This window comes from Mycobacterium sp. 1245499.0 (assembly GCF_001673615.1).
Classification (GTDB): domain Bacteria; phylum Actinomycetota; class Actinomycetes; order Mycobacteriales; family Mycobacteriaceae; genus Mycobacterium; species Mycobacterium europaeum_A.
This window is the reverse complement of the sequence record NZ_LZMG01000158.1, coordinates 1-16,991: the sequence shown is the minus strand read 5'-3', so window position 1 is coordinate 16,991 and position 16,991 is coordinate 1. Positions and strand designations below refer to the sequence as shown.

At 66.6% G+C, this 16,991-nt stretch carries 18 protein-coding genes and 1 pseudogene; 10 read left to right on the top strand and 9 right to left on the bottom strand.

Translation table 11 applies throughout. The annotated features are described in order from the left end of the window. Positions 1 to 175 precede the first annotated feature (175 nt). The 3 genes from A5646_RS08595 to A5646_RS08585 are packed head-to-tail and all read left to right on the top strand — an operon-like array spanning position 176 to position 3,024. A complete protein-coding gene (locus tag A5646_RS08595) occupies positions 176 to 1,264 on the top strand; it encodes a Re/Si-specific NAD(P)(+) transhydrogenase subunit alpha (protein WP_067021257.1) in 1,089 nt (362 codons plus the stop codon). Beyond that, positions 1,265 to 1,603, top strand: coding sequence for an NAD(P) transhydrogenase subunit alpha (locus tag A5646_RS08590; protein ID WP_066882077.1), 339 nt, complete (start codon positions 1,265 to 1,267; stop codon positions 1,601 to 1,603). After that, positions 1,600 to 3,024: an NAD(P)(+) transhydrogenase (Re/Si-specific) subunit beta gene (locus tag A5646_RS08585; RefSeq protein ID WP_067021254.1), complete on the top strand. Its 1,425-nt coding sequence runs from the start codon at positions 1,600 to 1,602 to the stop codon at positions 3,022 to 3,024. The genes A5646_RS08590 and A5646_RS08585 overlap by 4 nt, the downstream gene beginning before the upstream one ends. A gap of 30 nt (positions 3,025 to 3,054) precedes the next feature. Here A5646_RS08585 and A5646_RS28865 read toward each other — a convergent pair whose 3' ends face one another. Then, the gene (locus A5646_RS28865; protein ID WP_003874194.1) at positions 3,055 to 3,180 is read right to left on the bottom strand and encodes a hypothetical protein; all 126 of its coding nucleotides are present in this window, start codon (positions 3,178 to 3,180) and stop codon (positions 3,055 to 3,057) included. Between the two features lie 159 nt (positions 3,181 to 3,339). Here A5646_RS28865 and A5646_RS08580 point away from each other — a divergent pair, with 159 nt between their 5' ends. Continuing rightward, entirely contained in the window at positions 3,340 to 3,975 is a 636-nt protein-coding gene (locus tag A5646_RS08580) for a TetR/AcrR family transcriptional regulator (protein ID WP_066868225.1), read from the top strand. On the opposite strand, the gene A5646_RS08575 is transcribed toward A5646_RS08580, so the two are convergent. After that, positions 3,972 to 4,871, bottom strand: coding sequence for an alpha/beta hydrolase (locus A5646_RS08575; protein WP_067021252.1), 900 nt, complete (start codon positions 4,869 to 4,871; stop codon positions 3,972 to 3,974). The genes A5646_RS08580 and A5646_RS08575 overlap by 4 nt on opposite strands. Positions 4,872 to 4,984: 113 nt before the next feature. On the opposite strand from A5646_RS08575, the gene A5646_RS08570 reads away from it, so the two are divergent. From A5646_RS08570 to A5646_RS08550, 6 genes are all read left to right on the top strand, one after another. After that, the gene (locus A5646_RS08570) at positions 4,985 to 6,085 is read left to right on the top strand and encodes a diacylglycerol kinase (RefSeq protein ID WP_067021250.1); all 1,101 of its coding nucleotides are present in this window, start codon (positions 4,985 to 4,987) and stop codon (positions 6,083 to 6,085) included. Between the two features lie 17 nt (positions 6,086 to 6,102). After that, positions 6,103 to 6,843 carry a glucose 1-dehydrogenase gene (locus A5646_RS08565; RefSeq protein WP_066868231.1) on the top strand — a complete coding sequence of 247 codons (741 nt, stop codon included), beginning with the start codon at positions 6,103 to 6,105 and terminating at the stop codon, positions 6,841 to 6,843. Positions 6,844 to 6,897: 54 nt separating this feature from the next. Beyond that, on the top strand, positions 6,898 to 7,488 hold the full coding sequence (locus tag A5646_RS08560; RefSeq protein WP_067021248.1) for a TetR/AcrR family transcriptional regulator: 591 nt from the start codon (positions 6,898 to 6,900) through the stop codon (positions 7,486 to 7,488). A gap of 93 nt (positions 7,489 to 7,581) precedes the next feature. After that, a complete protein-coding gene (locus tag A5646_RS08555; protein WP_066868235.1) occupies positions 7,582 to 8,529 on the top strand; it encodes an aldo/keto reductase in 948 nt (315 codons plus the stop codon). 25 nt (positions 8,530 to 8,554) lie between these two features. Continuing rightward, entirely contained in the window at positions 8,555 to 8,680 is a 126-nt protein-coding gene (locus tag A5646_RS30375; protein ID WP_082976080.1) for a DNA-3-methyladenine glycosylase I, read from the top strand. Positions 8,681 to 8,739: 59 nt separating this feature from the next. Beyond that, complete coding sequence (locus A5646_RS08550) at positions 8,740 to 10,080, top strand: FAD-binding oxidoreductase (protein WP_067021299.1); 1,341 nt, start codon at positions 8,740 to 8,742, stop codon at positions 10,078 to 10,080. Between the two features lie 1,011 nt (positions 10,081 to 11,091). Here the strand turns inward: A5646_RS08550 and A5646_RS30370 are convergent. The 7 genes and pseudogenes from A5646_RS30370 to A5646_RS08525 form a co-directional block, all read right to left on the bottom strand. Further along, positions 11,092 to 11,412 carry a DUF302 domain-containing protein gene (locus A5646_RS30370; RefSeq protein ID WP_369806924.1) on the bottom strand — a complete coding sequence of 107 codons (321 nt, stop codon included), beginning with the start codon at positions 11,410 to 11,412 and terminating at the stop codon, positions 11,092 to 11,094. A 506-nt stretch (positions 11,413 to 11,918) separates the two neighbouring features. Beyond that, entirely contained in the window at positions 11,919 to 13,724 is a 1,806-nt protein-coding gene (locus A5646_RS08545) for a glycoside hydrolase family 15 protein (protein WP_067021247.1), read from the bottom strand. After that, complete coding sequence (gene zwf / locus A5646_RS08540; RefSeq protein WP_067021245.1) at positions 13,717 to 15,123, bottom strand: glucose-6-phosphate dehydrogenase; 1,407 nt, start codon at positions 15,121 to 15,123, stop codon at positions 13,717 to 13,719. Before zwf ends, A5646_RS08545 begins: the two co-directional genes overlap by 8 nt. Then, positions 15,120 to 15,617, bottom strand: coding sequence for a DUF5078 domain-containing protein (locus A5646_RS08535; protein WP_156765556.1), 498 nt, complete (start codon positions 15,615 to 15,617; stop codon positions 15,120 to 15,122). The genes zwf and A5646_RS08535 overlap by 4 nt, the downstream gene beginning before the upstream one ends. Before the next feature lie 5 nt (positions 15,618 to 15,622). Continuing rightward, on the bottom strand, positions 15,623 to 15,964 hold the full coding sequence (locus A5646_RS08530; RefSeq protein WP_067021243.1) for a DUF732 domain-containing protein: 342 nt from the start codon (positions 15,962 to 15,964) through the stop codon (positions 15,623 to 15,625). Between the two features lie 8 nt (positions 15,965 to 15,972). After that, a pseudogene (locus A5646_RS27945) lies at positions 15,973 to 16,167 on the bottom strand (MMPL family transporter); the annotation flags it as partial. A gap of 59 nt (positions 16,168 to 16,226) precedes the next feature. After that, positions 16,227 to 16,985 (bottom strand): NAD(P)/FAD-dependent oxidoreductase, encoded by a 759-nt coding sequence (locus A5646_RS08525; RefSeq protein ID WP_082984680.1) that lies wholly within the window; start codon positions 16,983 to 16,985, stop codon positions 16,227 to 16,229. Positions 16,986 to 16,991: the final 6 nt, after the last annotated feature.

The following is a 16,991-nucleotide window of genomic DNA, read 5'->3' as shown; positions in this document are numbered from 1 at the left end:
AACCATCGACCGGAGCGTCGATCGCCTTCGGCCGGGGTATCCCGCCTTGGGTCGCCGGAGCCGTTGACGCGTCCATGGTGAAACCTGGTTAAGGTAGCGAAGCGCGCGGCCGAGCCGGCGCCACGTCCATCGGCAGGGACAGTACGGGAAAGTACGGAAAGTAGATGTACGCGCCATGACAAATGCGCAGACGACGGTAGGAGTGGTCGCCGAATCCGGCCCCGACGAGCGGCGGGTCGCGCTGGTGCCGAAGGCGGTCGCGTCGCTGGTGAACAGCGGCGTGGCGGTGGTGGTCGAATCCGGCGCGGGGGAGCGGGCGTTGCTGCCCGACGCGCTCTACACCGAGGCCGGGGCCAGCATCGGCGACGCGTGGGCCGCCGACGTGGTGGTCAAGGTCGCGCCGCCGACCCAGGCCGAGGTCGCCAAGCTGCACAGCGGTCAGACGCTGATCGGTTTCCTCGCGCCGCGCAACGCCGAGAACTCGATCGGCGCGCTGAAGCAGGCGGGCGTGCAGGCGTTCGCGCTCGAGGCCATCCCGCGGATCTCGCGGGCCCAGGCGATGGACGCGCTGTCGTCGCAGGGCAACGTGGCCGGTTACAAGGCGGTGCTGCTGGCGGCCTCGGAGTCCACCCGGTTCTTCCCGATGCTGACGACGGCGGCCGGCACCGTGAAGCCGGCCACCGTGCTGGTGCTCGGCGTCGGGGTGGCCGGGCTGCAGGCGCTGGCGACGGCCAAACGGCTGGGCGCCCGTACCACCGGCTACGACGTCCGGCCCGAGGTGGCCGACCAGGTGCGCTCGGTGGGCGCGCAGTGGCTCGACATTGGAATCGACGCCTCCGGCGAGGGTGGCTACGCCCGTGAGCTCACCGACGAGGAGCGCGCCCAGCAGCAGAAGGCTTTGGAGAAGGCGATCAGCGGCTTCGACGTCGTGATCACCACGGCGCTGGTCCCGGGACGCCCGGCGCCACGCCTGGTCACCGCGGCGGCGGTGGAGGCGATGAAGCCCGGCAGCGTGGTGGTGGACCTGGCCGGCGAGACCGGCGGCAACTGCGAGCTCACCGAGCCCGGCCAGACCGTCGTCAAGCACGACGTCACCATCGCGTCGCCACTGAACCTGCCGGCCACCATGCCCGAGCACGCCAGCGAGCTCTATAGCAAGAACATCACCGCACTGCTGGACCTGCTGCTCACCGACGGCAAGCTGGCCCCCGACTTCGACGACGAAGTGATCGCGGAATCGTGTGTCACACGGAAGGACTCGTAGATGTACGACGAGCTATTGGCCAACCTGGCGATCCTGGTGCTGTCCGGATTCGTCGGGTTCGCGGTCATTTCGAAGGTGCCCAACACGCTGCACACGCCGCTGATGTCGGGCACCAATGCCATCCACGGCATCGTGGTGCTGGGCGCGCTGGTGGTGTTCGGCTCGGTCGAGCACCCGTCGCTGGCGGTGCAGATCATCCTGTTCGTCGCGGTGGTGTTCGGAACCCTGAACGTCATCGGCGGGTTCATCGTCACCGACCGGATGCTGGGCATGTTCAAGGGCAAGAAGAAGCCGCTGCCCGCCAAGGCCGAGAGCACGGAAGCGCCGGCCGCCAAATGAATTACCTGGTTATCGGCCTCTACATCATCTCGTTCGCCCTCTTCATCTACGGCCTGATGGGCCTGACCGGACCCAAGACGGCGGTGCGGGGCAACCTGATCGCCGCGGTCGGCATGGCGCTGGCGGTGGTGGCGACCCTGATCAAGATCCGCCACACCGACCAGTGGGTGCTGATCATCGCCGGCCTGGTGGTGGGCGTCGTGCTCGGCGTCCCGCCCGCCCGCTACACCAAGATGACGGCCATGCCGCAGCTGGTGGCGTTCTTCAACGGCGTCGGCGGCGGCACGGTCGCGCTGATCGCGCTCGCGGAATTCATTGAGACGCACGGCTTTTCGGCTTTCCAGCACGGCGAGTCGCCGACCGTGCACATCGTGGTGGCCTCGCTGTTCGCCGCGATCATCGGGTCGATCTCGTTCTGGGGATCGATCATCGCGTTCGGCAAGCTGCAGGAGATCATCTCCGGATCGCCGATCGGCTTCGGCAAGGCGCAGCAGCCGATCAACCTGCTGCTGCTGGCCGGGGCGGTGGCCGCGGCCGTCGTCATCGGCCTGCACGCGCATCCGGGCACCGGCGGCGCGCCGCTCTGGTGGATGGTCGGGCTGCTCGCCGCCGCGGGCGTGCTGGGCCTGATGGTGGTGCTGCCGATCGGCGGCGCCGACATGCCGGTGGTCATCTCGCTGCTGAACGCGATGACCGGGCTTTCGGCCGCGGCCGCGGGGCTGGCGCTGAACAACACCGCGATGATCGTCGCGGGCATGATCGTCGGCGCGTCCGGTTCGATCCTGACCAACCTGATGGCCAAGGCCATGAACCGCTCGATCCCCGCGATCGTCGCCGGCGGCTTCGGCGGCGGCGGGATCGCGCCGAGCGGCGGAGACAGCGGCGACAAGACCGTCAAGGCCACCTCGGCCGCCGACGCGGCGATCCAGATGGCGTACGCCAACCAGGTGATCGTGGTGCCCGGCTACGGCCTCGCGGTCGCCCAGGCCCAGCACGCGGTCAAGGACATGGCGGCGCTGCTGGAAGACAAGGGCGTGGAGGTCAAGTACGCCATCCATCCGGTCGCCGGCCGGATGCCGGGCCACATGAACGTGTTGCTGGCCGAGGCCGAGGTCGACTACGACGCCATGAAGGACATGGACGACATCAACGACGAGTTTGCCCGCACCGACGTCGCGATCGTCATCGGCGCCAACGACGTCACCAACCCGGCGGCCCGCAACGACGCGTCCAGCCCGATCTACGGCATGCCGATCCTCAACGTGGACAAGGCCAAGTCGGTGATTGTGCTCAAGCGGTCGATGAACTCCGGTTTCGCAGGCATCGACAATCCGCTGTTCTACGGCGAAGGCACCAGCATGCTGTTCGGCGACGCGAAGAAATCGGTGACCGAGGTCGCCGAGGAACTCAAAGCGCTGTAACGGCGGGAAAAGCGCCGCTGCGCTGGGCGGTTAGACGGGCGGGTACGCCGGCGGCGGGTAGCCGTTTCCGTCGGTGACCCCACGCAAGCCCCAGGTCAGGTACCGCATGAAGAACTCGATCTCGTCGCTTCCGTCGTAATCCGGACTCGGATCCATCGGCCCCACCTCTCGACTCATCGCGTTCGATCAGGAGTCTAGTCGCATACGCCTGCACGTGACACCCGGCGTTTTGCTTAAACTGTCCAACCAGTTAGTTGATAGCTATTCTGGGCCGCACCGCCCCTGGCCTGGCCATACCGACGATAGTGAGAACAGATGCCCACCGACAGCATCACCCCGAACGGGCTGACCCGGCGCGAAGAGCTGCTGGCGGTTGCCACCAAGCTGTTTGCTGCGCGCGGCTATCACGGCACCCGGATGGACGATGTGGCCGACGTGATCGGGCTGAACAAGGCGACGGTCTACCACTACTACGCCAGCAAGTCGCTGATCCTGTTCGACATCTACCGCCAGGCCGCCGAGGGCACGCTGGCCGCCGTGCACGACGACCCGTCCTGGACGGCGCGCGAGGCCCTCTACCAGTACACCGTCCGGCTGCTCACCGGCATCGCCAGCGATCCAGAACGGGCCGCGGTGTACTTCCAGGAGCAGCCCTACATCACCGAATGGTTCACCAGTGAGCAGGTCGCCGAGGTCCGGGAGAAGGAAGCCCAGGTCTATCACCACGTGCACGGCCTGATCGACCGCGGCATCGCCAACGGCGAGTTCTACCCGTGCGACTCGCACGTGCTGGCGCTGGGCTACATCGGCATGACCCTGGGTGCCTACCGCTGGCTTCGCCCGAGCGGGCGGCGGTCGGCCAAGGAGATCGCCGCCGAGTTCAGCACCGCGCTGCTGCGCGGGCTCATTCGCGACGAAGCCATCCGCACGACGTCCCCGCTCGGACCCTAGGCGGGCGCGCCTTTCAGGTGCTTGTCCAGGAACGCGAGCTGGTCGGCGACCACCCGCTGGAAGGCGTCGTCGACGTAGATCGCGAAATGTCCCTCGGGATATAGCTTGATCTCGCCGCGGGGCGCCCTGGCCGCGTGGCGCAGCGTGGCCGACGCGGGCGCCACCGAGTCCGCTTCGCACACGCAGAACAGGATCGGGCACTCGATCTTGGGTGTCTCGCGGCCGGGCCGATAGCTGAAGACCTGCAACGCGATTCGCGCGGCCACCTCGTTGCGCAACTCGACTCCGTCGGGCACCAGCCGCAGGTAGCCGGCGTACGCGTCGGGGGTGTTCATCAGCGCGACCTCGCCCGGCCTACCGGCCGTCGGGACCATCACCGGCGGGCGGCCGCGGCGGCGGGCCAGCAGGTCGCGCACCACCCGGGCGGTGATGCGCGCGGCGATCAGCGGGTTGGTGATGGTGCGTGCGGACGCGAGGCCGTCGGTGAACGGGCATTGGGCGATCGCGGCGGCGATGCCCGGCAGCCGGGCCGCCGTGGCGATCACGTGGCCGCCGGCAAAACTGGTGCCCCACAACGCGATCCGGCCGGGGTCGATGCCCGGGAGGGTGCGGGCGTAGGCGACGGCCGCGGCCCAGTCGGCGAGCTGCATGCCGACATCGAGGACCTGACGCGGCCGGCCCTCGCTGTCACCGAAGTTGCGGTAGTCGAACACCAGGCAGGCGTAGCCGGCCGCGCTGAAACGCTCGGCGTAGGCGTCCAGGCGCATGCTGCGCACCGCGCCCAGGCCGTGCGCCATCACCAGCAGCGGCGCCGGCCCGTCGCCGGCCGGCCGGTAGAGCCAGGCGCTGATCAAATCGTCGCCGGACGGGAACTGAAGGTCTTCGCGTGGTGTCATCAGCGATTGATTCTGCCCCGCGGGCCGCGGCCAGTCCCGCAGGTATGCGACCCAAATTTTATGGACTACTGTCTAGAAAAGTTGTCCAGGGTTTTCAGGGACGGGAGACTGTCATGGCGATCCGCGTCGCGCACGTCGGCACCGGAAATGTCGGAGGGCTGGCCCTCGCCGAACTCATCACCAACCCGCAGTTCGAACTGATCGGGGTGTGCGTCTCTACGCCCGAGAAGGTGGGCAAGGACGCCGGCGAGCTGTGCGGCGTCGGCCTGGACACCGGCGTGGTCACCGGCGTCGCCGCCGTCGATGACCTGGACGCCATCATCGCCGCCAAGCCCGACTGCATCGTGTACTGCGCGATGGGCGACACCCGGCTGCCCGAGGCGATGGCCGACGTGATGCGCATCCTGGCCGCCGGCATCAACGTCGTCGGCTCGTCGCCGGGGCTGCTGCAGTACCCGTGGGGCGTGATGCCCGACAAGTACATCGCCCGCGTGGAAGACGCTGCCAAGCAAGGCAATTCGAGCATCTTCATCAGCGGCGTCGACCCGGGGTTCGCCAACGACCTGATCCCGTTCGCGCTCGCCGGCACGTGTCAGCGCATCGAGCAGGTGCGCTGCATGGAGATCCACGACTACGCGTCGTACAACGGAACCGAGGTCATGGACTACATGGGGTTCGCCAAGCCGATGGACGAGATCCCGATGCTGCTGCAGCCCGGCATCTTGAGCATCGCGTGGGGCACCGCGATCCGTCAACTGGCGGCCGGCCTCGGCATCGAGGTCGACGAGATCACCGAGTCCTACCAGCGCGAGCCCGCGCCCGAGGATTTCGACATCGCGGTCGGGCACGTCGCCAAGGGCACGGTGGCGGTGCTGCAGTTCGAGATTCGCGGCATGGTCAACGGTCATCCGGCCATCGTCATCGAGCACGTCACCCGGCTGCGGCCCGACCTGCGCCCCGACCTGCCCCAGCCCGCCTCCGGTGACGGCTCCTACCGCGTCGAGATCACCGGCGAGCCGTCGTATGCGGTCGACATCATTCCCAGCAGCCGCAAGGGCGACCACAACCACGCGGCGATCGCGGGCGCCGCGGGCCGCGTCGTCAACGCCATCCCCGCCGTGATCGCCGCGCCGCCGGGCATTCGGACCACACTTGACTTGCCGCTGGTAACGGGCAAAGGCCTTTACGCACCAAGCACTTTGGTGACCACCTAAATCGAAAGGAGACCCACGTGGGTCGGGTAGACGGCAAGGTTGCGCTGATCAGTGGTGGCGCCGGCGGCATGGGAGCCGAAGACGCGCGGCTGCTGGTCGAGGAGGGCGCCAAGGTCGTGATCGGCGACATCCTCGACGACCAGGGCAAGGCGCTGGCCGACGAGATCGGCGACTCGGCGCGCTATGTGCACCTCGACGTCACCCAGCCAGACCAGTGGGACGCCGCCGTCGCCACCGCGGTCGGCGAATTCGGCAAGCTCAACGTGCTGGTCAACAACGCCGGCACCGTGGCGCTCGGCTCGCTGAAGAACTTCGATCTGGCCAAGTGGCAGAAGGTGATTGACGTCAACCTGACTGGGACGTTCTTGGGCATGCGGGCCGCGGTCGAGCCGATGATCGCGGCCGGCGGCGGCTCGATCATCAACGTGTCCTCCATCGAGGGCCTGCGCGGCGCGCCGATGGTGCACCCCTACGTCGCGTCCAAGTGGGGCGTGCGCGGGCTGGCGAAGTCGGCGGCCCTCGAGCTGGCGCCGCACAACATCCGGGTCAACTCGATACACCCGGGGTTCATCCGCACCCCGATGACCGCCCACCTGCCCGAGGACATGGTGACCATCCCGCTGGGCCGCCCGGGCGAGGTCCGCGAGGTCGCGACCTTTGTGCTCTTCCTGGCCAGCGACGAGTCGTCCTACTCCACCGGCAGCGAGTACATCATGGACGGCGGCCTGGTCACCGACGTGAATCACAAGGAGTTCTAGGCGGCTCATGCGGCCGTCGCCCTTATAAGTGACCGGTCGGCTAATATCGGTGGCATGCCCCGCCCACCAAACCCGGACGTGCCTCGCCGGCTCTTGGCGGCGGGGCTTGACCTGGTGCATGCGCGTGGGTTCGCGGCCAGCGGCGTCAAAGACATCACCGACGCGGCCGGCGTGCCGAAGGGGTCGTTCTACGCGTACTTCCCCAGCAAAGAGGCGTTTGCCGCGGCCATCCTGGAGCACTACTGGGCCGATATCGAAGCGCGCCTGGTGCCCATCCTTGGGGCGGACGGGCCGGCGCGGGAGCGAATCACCCGCTTCTTCCATGCGCTCGCCGACGAACACGCAACCGCCAACTTCCTGCTCGGCTGCCTGGTCGGCAACCTCTCGCTCGAGCTCGGGGGATCCAGCGACCAGGTCCGCGCCGAGCTCGTCCGCATTCTCGACCGCTGGGATACGGCCATCGCGGAATGTGTGCGGTCCGGCCAGCGTGGATCGGGAGAGATTCGCGCGGACCTTGATGCGGAGCAACTGGCGGCCCAACTGATCGAGGCGTGGGAAGGGGCGGCCCTGCGCGGCAAGGTGACCCGCAGTCGCGGCCCCTACGACCGCTTCGAGGCGGTTACGGTCCCGGCGCTCCTGGACTGATGGTTAAGACCGGGAATGTCGGCACCGCCCGCGCTTGTTAAATAGACGACTGGTCAGTTATAAACCAGGTGACAAGCGAGGAGCCGGACCGCCATGACATCGAACGAGAATCTCAGTCAACGCAGAATTGTCCTGAACAACGGCGGGGAGATTCCGGCGCTCGGGTTCGGGACTTCGCTTTCCGATAACGGCAGGACGCGCGAGGCCGTCAAAGCCGCGGTCGAGGTCGGGTTCCGCCACCTCGACGCTGCGGAGCGTTACCGCAACGAAGCCGAGGTGGGTGCGGCGCTCAAGGAGCTGTTCGCCGACGGGACGGTCCGCCGCGACGAGCTGTTCGTGACCACCAAGCTGTGGAACAACAACCACCGACCCGAACGGGTGAAGCCCGCGCTGCAGGCGAGCCTTAACAGGCTCGGGCTGGACACGGTGGACCTGTATCTGGTGCACACCCCGTTCGCGTTCCAGCCTGGCGATGACCAAGATCCCCGCGACATCCACGGCGCCGTCATCTACGACGACGGCGTCACCTTGGAGGAGACGTGGGCCGCGATGGAAGCGCTTGTGGACGAAGGCCTTACGAACGCAATCGGGCTGTCCGACATCGACGTCGAAGGCGTCCGAAGGATAGTCGAGACCGCCCGCATCAAGCCGGCCGTCGTCCAGGTCGAGTCGCACCCGTATCACCCCCAGTGGGAACTGCACGGTTTGCGCGACACGGACGGAATCATCCTGTCGGCGTTCGCCTCGCTGGGGCACGCGCTGGAACCGCGGCTCCTCGATGACCCGCTCATCGTGTCCATCGCCCGGCAGCTCGGCAAGACTCCCGCACAGGTGCTGCTGGCCTGGGGAATTCAGCGGGAAAGCGCGGTTCTCACGGCATCCGTGACGCCGGCACGCATCCGCGAGAACTTCGACGTCACCGCGCTTCCCGAGAGCGCGATCCAGGACATCAATGAGCGCCTGGAAACTCGGCACCGGTTCAATTCCGTTGTCGACGCGGGGCAACCGGGATTCGCCGAGGTGCCCCAAGGCAGTGGATAGGGTCGCCCGATGAAGGCGATGGCGGGTGTCGGCCGCCTTGCACCAGGCGGGTTTTCGGCATGTCGGTCCCGTCGTCGCCCACTCCCTCATGCAGACCGCGGGAATCGGGAACGGCCATTTCGATGGGTGCTTCCGCGCGGTGCCGGGCTGAACCAGGACAACACGCGGCCGGTGCAAGCGTCTCGCGTCGTCGGTGCTATAACCGCGAGCATGCTGCGCAGCCTGGCGAGCCTGGTCGGATCGAACCACGTCGTCACCGATCCCGACGTGCTGGCGGCGCGCAGCGTCGACCACACCGGCCGCTACCGCGGCAAGGCGAGCGCGCTGGTGCGGCCCGGCACGGCCGAGCAGGTCGCCGAGGTGCTGCGGGTGTGCCGCGACGCCGGCGCCCATGTGACCGTGCAGGGCGGCCGGACCTCGCTGGTGGCCGGCACCGTTCCCGAGCATGACGACGTGTTGCTGTCCACCGAACGGCTGCACGCCGTCGCCGACGTCGACACCGTCGAACGCCGCATCGAGGCCGGCGCCGGAGCCACGCTGGCCGCGGTCCAACGGGCCGCCGCCGCAGCCGGTTTGGTGTTCGGCGTGGACCTCGCGGCGCGTGACACCGCGACCGTGGGCGGCATGGCGTCGACGAACGCCGGCGGCCTGCGCACCGTGCGGTACGGCAACATGGGCGAGCAGGTGGTCGGCGTGCAGGTGGCGCTGCCCGACGGCACACTGCTGCGCCGGCACAGCCCGGTGCGCCGGGACAACACCGGCTACGACCTGCCGGCGTTGTTCGTCGGCGCCGAGGGCACGCTGGGCGTCATCACCGAGCTGGATCTGCGGCTGCACGCCACCCCGTCGCACCGGGTGACGGCGATCTGCGGATTCGCCGACCTCGACGCGCTGGTGGCGGCGGGCCGGGTGTTCCGCGACGTGGACGGCATCGCGGCCCTGGAACTGATCGACGGCCGCGCCGCCGCGCTGACGGCCGAACATCGCGGCGTCGGTTCACCGGTTGAGGGCGAGTGGCTGCTGCTGGTGGAGTTGGCCGCCGATCACGACCAGACCGAGCGACTGGCCGAGCTGCTCCACGACGTGCCGATTTCTGGCGAACCCGCGGTCGGCGTGGATCTCGTTGCGCAGCAACGGTTGTGGCAGGTGCGCGAATCGCTGGCCGAGGTGCTCGGCGTGTACGGACCGCCGCTGAAATTCGACGTCTCACTGCCGCTGTCGGCGATCAGCGAATTCGAAAGCCACGCGGTCGATTTGGTGCACACGCATGCCCCCGACGCGCTGCCGGTGCTGTTCGGCCACATCGGCGAGGGCAACCTGCACCTGAACGTGTTGCGCTGCCCGGCCGACCGGGAGCGGGTGCTGTACGAGCCGATGATGGACCTCATCGCGCGCTCCGGCGGCAACGTCAGCTCCGAACACGGCGTCGGCAGCCGCAAGCGGCCGTATCTGGGGATGTCACGCGAGGCCGCCGACATCGCCGCGATGCGGACACTCAAGGCGGCATTGGACCCGACGGGTTATCTGAATGCGGCGGTGCTGTTCGACTAGGCGAGCATGAAATCGGATGAGGGCACAAGCTCCCCGCCCTAGAGGTCTTGGGCCGCTGACTTGACGGAACGACACCTGCATCCCGGCAGATTCTGCCGCGCGCGTCCGCCGTCTAGTGGAGTGATGTTTCGGTACCTAGTCAGACAACAAAGATCAGACGGGCGAGATAATTTGGCGGGAAAGGCTAGTTCGGCGGTTACCACGTTGGCGCCGCCGTGGCTTCAGATAGCGTCGATAATCCCGGTTATCCAGCTTTCACTCTGCTTATCGGTCCATCGCCACCTGCCCGGACAGACGGGCCCGCCAAAGTTTGTCCGTCTGGGCGCCCGATGAACACGGTCTCTGCGGCCCATCAGCTCCACCTGTCGCGGTTGACGTCACACGAAATTATCGGCGGTGCTGCCGCCGTCGACTAGCGGCGCGAACACCACCGCGCCAGACTCGATGCCGGCCGGTGATCCGGTGCCGGCGGAGGAAGAGATGCCGGCGTGGGCCTCGGCGCTCGCCGGCGCGTTCTGGGCAGCTCGGCGGGCTCGAGGGGAGGCGCAGGCGGCACGCTTGGCGCTCACCGAGCATCAGGCGCGGCACTGGGCGGCTAACTTTCCTCGACGTCCACTGCGTCGTGCTCCTGGATCGCGTCAGTTTGACCGGTTCATGCTGTCCCAGGGGTTGCGGCCGCGGTTGCGGGAGTGGGTGTGAATCAGCCGGCGCCATCGCCGGATACCGCCGGTTGATGTCATGGGACCCCTATTACGCGGTGAGGCCTGGGACGAGGACGGCTGGTAAGCCGTCGCTTTGTCAACGTGCCGGGTGGTTGGTAGCCGCCCCTACCCCCAACCGGCGCAGGGCGGGGTGTCGTCCCCCACAGCGCACACCAAGTGGGCGGGCCTGTAACTCCCGCGAAAGGGCGGGCAGTTATGACAACGGTGGAGATCTCGCAATTTGAGGCAGCGGTGAACAGCGCGGGCTGGTGTTGGCGTGTCGCGCACTCGCGGCAGCACGCACCGTTGCTCAGCTGCAGGCCGGCCCGCGGGCACAGCCTCCGTTTGCATCTCGACAGCAATTGACCGCGTCTTGTCGTGACGCAGCGCGTCGCGGCACCGTCACTACACGGCCCACGAACAGGCGAGCCCGGTCCAATGCTAATGGCAAACGGGTGGGCCTTTCAGCGTGGCAAGCGACACCGGAGCTATCGAATTTGGTCGAAGGCTGGTCGATGCTGAATTGCACACCGCCAGAGGTAGATTCGTATATTGCTGTGTGCAGCGGAGCGTCCAGAATGATGTCGGGGTCGTGACGGAACATGGTCTCTGCGATAAGTTTGTTGCCCATCACGTACTTGATGGCCCGCAGGTCATTCCCGGCTATCCGCATCACGGGCATGGGTCTAGCTAGTCACCGAGCTGCGGAACCAATTGGATCGAGGTCTACACCCTGATCGGCATCAACAGCAAAGACATCGAAGTAGAGCTCTTCATCGGTTTGTTCCAGGCGCCATGGACAAACAACCAAAGCGACTATCGGTACGGTGACTGGTCCCTGACCAACGAGTTCCGCTCAATGGTGATCCCAGCGCACGGCGCCACATGCGTCCACCATTACGCGGCGGTCTCCGGCATCGGCGGGGGCGACTCTCTTCCCGGTACCTCTCCTGACAAGAAGATCTGCGGCTAAGCTGGTGGTCTGGACGTCCTTCGAGAGATATTGCTAGACAACGCGATTGGAATATGCGGCATGTTACCGGCGGAGAGTAGTCTTTCAGGCCTCCGTTTACGCAGATCGTGTCGAAACGCATCATGACGCCGTCGCGCAACCGTTGGCGAGTGCGTTGCGTGATCTCAGCCAAGGGCGCGGTCCAGGTTGATCGCCGCGCTGATCAATGACAGATGGGTGAACGCTTGAGGGAAGTTGCCGACCTGGTCGCCTGTGGGGCTGACCTGCTCGGCATAGAGGCCGACATGATTGGCGTAGGTGAACATCTTCTCCAGCGCCAGCCGGGCGTCGTCGAGCCGGCCCACCCGGGTGAGCGCCTCGACGTACCAGAAGCTGCACAGCGAAAATGTCCCCTCCTTGCCTTCGAGCCCGTCGGTACCCGTGTCGTAACGGAAGACGAGGCTATCGGTGACGAGTTCGCGCTCCACGGCGGCCAGCGTGGACAGGAACCGCGGATCGGCGGGCGAGATGAATTTCACCATGGGCATCAGCAGTATGCCCGCGTCCATCCGCTCACCGCCTTCGACTTGAGTGAACGCCGCGACGTCGGGATTCCATGACTCGTCCATGATCCGGTTATAGATTTCGTCGCGGGTTTCCGACCACCTCGCGATGTCCCCGGGCAGGCCGCGCTGTCGGGCCACCCTAATCGCGCGCTCGATGGCGACCCAGCACATGAGCCGGGAGGTGGTGTGGACGCGCTCGATGGCGCGCAGCTCCCACATCCCGGCGTCCCTGCGGTCCCAGTTATCAAGCAGCCACTCGACGACGAGCACCACATCTTGCCAGGCGTCGTAGCTAATGCCCGCGCCATATTTGTTGAACAGGTAAACCGAGTCGATGATGTCGCCGTAGATGTCGAGCTGCAGCTGGCTGGCCGCGGCGTTGCCGACCCGCACCGGCTGGGATTCGCGGTATCCGCTGAGGTGGTCCAGGTGCGTCTCGTCGGCTGGGCAGTTGCCGTCAATGTCGTAGAGCACCCGCAGTGGACCAAGGCCATCGGTCCCACGCTCGCCGCGGCCGAGCCGTTCGGACAGCCACCTGATGAAGGCGTTGGCCTCGGTGCTGAATCCGAGCTGCAACAGGGCGTAGAGCGAAAAGCTCGCGTCACGAATCCAGACGTACCGGTAGTCCCAGTTGCGGCTGCCGCCGATCTGTTCTGCCAGGCTGGTGGTCGGCGCAGCGATGATCGCGCCGGACGGCTCATGGGTGAGCAGTTTGAGGGTGATGGCCGACCGCTCGACGGTCTCCCGCCAGCGGCCCTGATAACGGCTTTGTGCGATCCAGGACCGCCAATAGCGGGTGGTGTCGGCGAATAGTTCGTCGACATCGTCGGTATCGTCGGTGCCGGCGAAGGCGGCATCATGGATTTCGAGGACGAACACGGCTGATTCCCCTGTGCGCAAATCGAACTCGGCCTTGATCGCACCGTCGTCGACGCCCACCTGTACCGAGGGTTCGGTCGTCAGGGTCATCGACAACCCATCGGCGCGCATCCGGGCGGCGCCGTCCTGGTTGTCGATGTTGCAACGTCCACGCCCGTAGTTGGGTCGGGGATCGAGCGACGTGCGCAGGGTCGCCGACCCGCGCACCGCCACGATTCTGCGCACCAGCCGCTGCCGATGGTCGGGGTCGGCCGGGCGGCGCACAGGCATGAAGTCCTGCAGCTCCAGCACCGCGTCGGTGGTGAGGAACCGGGTGATCAGCACAGCCGACTGCGGAAAGTAGAACTGGTGAGTCTTGGTGCTCTCGCACACCGGGCTCAACGCCCAGCGGCCACCGCGGTCAGGGTCGAGGATGGCCCCGAACAAGCTGGGGGAGTCGAACCGCGGCGCGCAGAACCAGTTGATAGAGCCGTCGGTGCCCACGAGTGCGCAGGTGCGCAGATCCCCGATGAGGCCGTGCTCCGCGATCGTCGGGCCGTCAGCCACCGCTCAGCCGCCAACCCCGCGGACCCGGCAGTTTGAGTGCGGATTCTGGTCCCCACGAACCCTTTTCGTAGGTCTGCACACGAGGCGGATTGTGGAGCACCGGCTGGCACACCTGCCAGAGCCGGTCGACCTCGTCGGAACGCGCGAACAGCGTCTGGTCGCCGTGCATCACGTCGAGCAGCAGACGCTCGTAGGCGTCGAGCGCGTCGCTACGCTGATCCTGCGGTGTCAGCTCGAGGCGCGGCCCGACGCATTCGACCGTCAGCTCCGGGCCCGGCCGTTTGACGTTGAGCTCCAGCACGGCGACGGGGGTGCTGGTCAGGTCGAGCACCAGTTCGTTGGGTGCCGGGTCGCTGCCGGGGAACAGGCGCGGCGGGGTGCGGAAGGTGAGCGTGACCGTTCTGCCATTGGCGGCCAATGCTTTTCCGGTCCGGAGGTAGAACGGCACTCCCCGCCAGCGGTCGTTGTCCACGAACGCCTCGACCGCGACGAACGTCTCCACCTCGGAGTCATCCGCCACGCCATCTTCGTCGCGGTAGCCGGCGTACTGGCCGAACACCACGCGGTCGGGATCCAGCGGCCGAAGATCTTCGAAGACACGCGCTTTCTGGTCGCGCACGGCCACTGCGTCCAGACTTGACGGCCACTCCATCGCGAGGAAGCCGAGGACCTGGCACAAGTGCGTCGAGACCATGTCACGGAAGCATCCGGTCGCCTCGTAGAAACTGTCCCGGCCTTCCAACGCGATGTCCTCGGGGACGTCGATCTGTACCGACTCGACACTTCTTCTGTCCCAGGCTGGTTCGAGCAGGCCGTTGGCGAAGCGCAGAGCGAGGATGTTCTGGACGGCTTCTTTGCCCAAGAAGTGGTCGATGCGGTACACGCGGTCCTCCTCAACGATGGAGGTGGTCATCGCGGCCAGTTCGCGGGAGCTGTCGAGATCGGTGCCGAACGGCTTCTCGACGATCAGCCGGGCTCCCTCGGCGATGCCCTCTTTGCCCAGCATCGTGATCATCGACTTCATCGCCTTGGGCGGTACCGACATGTAGATCAACGTCCGCGCGTGTTCGCCGAGCGTCGACTGCGCGGCGCGCACCTTGGCAGCCAGTGCGGCGCCATCGGCGTCACTGGCGGCCTGGAACGTCAACCGGCTCAACAAAATTTCGGCCACCTCGCCGTCGAATTCGTCGATCGACTTGGCCAGCTCGTCACGGACGGAGTCGCGGAACTCGTCGTCGCTGTCGGGGGCGGTGCGCCCCGACCCGATGACCGCGTAGTCGTCGGGAAGGCGTCCCGTGGCGGCTAGCCGATAGAGGCTGGGTAAGAGCATGCGGCGGGCAAGGTCTCCGCGCGCACCGAAGACAACGAGGACGAGGGGGTCGGTGACGTCGTCGATCACGGCAATACCTTCATAAGTTTGGAGCTGAGCTGTCGGTCTTGTTTGGCGGTGCGTGGGGCGGTGGTGAACGCGAATCGGGACACGGCCAGCGGTGACGAGCGAACGGGCGTGCCGTGCGAGGCGACGCCCTTGTTGAAGAACAGCTTGGCCCAGTTGCCCCAGTGGGTGGCCATCTGCTCGTAGTAGACGTTGGTCGCAGTGTCCTCGGAGTACTGCCGGCGTGCGGTGTAGTAGAGGGAGAAGAACCAGTAGACGCGATCGCGGGCGGCGTCTTGGACGTCGACGGGGCGGTTCTTGTCGTCGGTCATGTAGCGCTCGTAGTAGACCGGTTCGATTTCGCGGACGGCGGCCATGTACTGGTCGACGGTGCAAGTGGTCTTCAGGATCCGGTTCGGAATCGGGTAGTCGACACTGGCATCAGCCGACGCGTAACCCGCTGTGGCTGAGGCGGTTCCACACTTCAGGAGTGCTGCCAACCCTGCGCGTAGATTCATGGCGTTCACCCTTCTCCGGCTGCCCATTGCAGGACCGGGACCTGCTTGGGGCAGTAGGTGTTGATCGCGGCGCCCAGGAACTGCCACGCCTGCTCGGTCGTGCTGCCCTTCGGTAATTGCGTGAAGACGAACTTCGCGGACTTGTCGGCATCCAGGTCGAGCCCGGTGTGCAGCCGCTTGCACGTGATCTTGCCGATCCACGCGTTGTAATCCTTCTGCCCGTAGATGCCGGAGGTGTCGAGTTCGTTGGCAAAATCGGTGTCGGGATCGGCGTGCGCAGGCCAGGCAGCGGCCACGCCGGCGAAAACCGTCATGATCCCCAGCAGCGCCCAGCCGCTCACTTTCATGATTGCTCTCATACTGTGGCTCCTGTCTGTAGTGCTGCCGGTATCGGTGCGGTCCGCATCGGTCGGCTGCGTACTCGTAGTGGCCACCAGCGGCCCAGGACCGCCGCGATGGACGGCGTCATCTGCGAGCGCACCGCCAATGTGTGGACCAGCAGTCCGAGTCCGGTTGTGGTGCCGATCTGGCCAATTGCGATCAGGTCGCTGGGTCAAAACTCCGGGACTCCAGTTCATGATCCAGCTCACCCGTTGACGGTGGTCCCGTCTATTCCGGTATCGGTGAGCCGACGTCCTCGGCCAAACTCTGCACAACCGACGAGGCCGCGCGCGAACCCGTCGCGATCGCGGCTGCCACCTGCGGCATCTGTGTCGCAATGGTGTCGCCCGCCGCGAAGACTCCGGGAACTGTTGTCCGACAGAGCGCATCGACTGTGATGGGGTTCGCCGCCGCTGGCGTCGGCTCACCGAATCCGACCCCGAGCTGTTCACCCAGCTGCGACCGCTGATGCAGTGTCGTCGCGACGAGCAGACCGCTGCGTGCCAGCCGAGTTCCGTCGGTGAACACGACCGCCGCCAATTCGCCATTGCTTGAGGCGAGTTCGGCCACGGGCCGCTCATCGATCACGACGCGTGCTGCGGCCAACCGGGATCGGTGGGCATCGTCGAGCTTCGCAGGTCCTCCTGTCAGGAGCACAACATCGTCGCTCCATCCCCTGAGCAATAACGACGAACGCACCGCCCGCTCACCGTTCGCCAATACCGCCAACGGTTGATCGCGGACCTCCCAGCCGTGGCAGAACGGGCAGTGGAACACCGACCGCCCCCACAACCCCGCGAGCCCGGGCAGCGCTGGCGGCCGGTACTCCATGCCAGTGGCTAGCAGCACCAGACTCGTGCGTTCACGCCGACCGTCGGACAGTTCCAGTTCGAACACATCGCCGGCACGCTGTATGAGGCCGGGCGGCGCGAGATTGCGGCTTACCCGTCCGTCGAAGTGCGTACCGGTGAGGTAGTGGCGGGTCAGCGTGCC

Coding starts and splice junctions, on each gene's coding strand:
- A5646_RS08575 (WP_067021252.1), bottom strand. CDS start 4,871: ATGACACCACGCGAAGACCTTCAGTTCCCGTCCGGCGACGATTTGATC.
- A5646_RS08530 (WP_067021243.1), bottom strand. CDS start 15,964: ATGAAAGTGAGCGGCTGGGCGCTGCTGGGGATCATGACGGTTTTCGCC.
- A5646_RS08550 (WP_067021299.1), top strand. CDS start 8,740: ATGCTGCGCAGCCTGGCGAGCCTGGTCGGATCGAACCACGTCGTCACC.
- A5646_RS08570 (WP_067021250.1), top strand. CDS start 4,985: ATGGCGATCCGCGTCGCGCACGTCGGCACCGGAAATGTCGGAGGGCTG.
- A5646_RS30370 (WP_369806924.1), bottom strand. CDS start 11,412: ATGGGCAACAAACTTATCGCAGAGACCATGTTCCGTCACGACCCCGAC.
- A5646_RS08595 (WP_067021257.1), top strand. CDS start 176: ATGACAAATGCGCAGACGACGGTAGGAGTGGTCGCCGAATCCGGCCCC.
- A5646_RS08535 (WP_156765556.1), bottom strand. CDS start 15,617: ATGAATCTACGCGCAGGGTTGGCAGCACTCCTGAAGTGTGGAACCGCC.
- A5646_RS08555 (WP_066868235.1), top strand. CDS start 7,582: ATGACATCGAACGAGAATCTCAGTCAACGCAGAATTGTCCTGAACAAC.
- A5646_RS08585 (WP_067021254.1), top strand. CDS start 1,600: ATGAATTACCTGGTTATCGGCCTCTACATCATCTCGTTCGCCCTCTTC.
- A5646_RS08560 (WP_067021248.1), top strand. CDS start 6,898: ATGCCCCGCCCACCAAACCCGGACGTGCCTCGCCGGCTCTTGGCGGCG.
- A5646_RS28865 (WP_003874194.1), bottom strand. CDS start 3,180: ATGGATCCGAGTCCGGATTACGACGGAAGCGACGAGATCGAGTTCTTC.
- A5646_RS08580 (WP_066868225.1), top strand. CDS start 3,340: ATGCCCACCGACAGCATCACCCCGAACGGGCTGACCCGGCGCGAAGAG.
- A5646_RS08590 (WP_066882077.1), top strand. CDS start 1,265: ATGTACGACGAGCTATTGGCCAACCTGGCGATCCTGGTGCTGTCCGGA.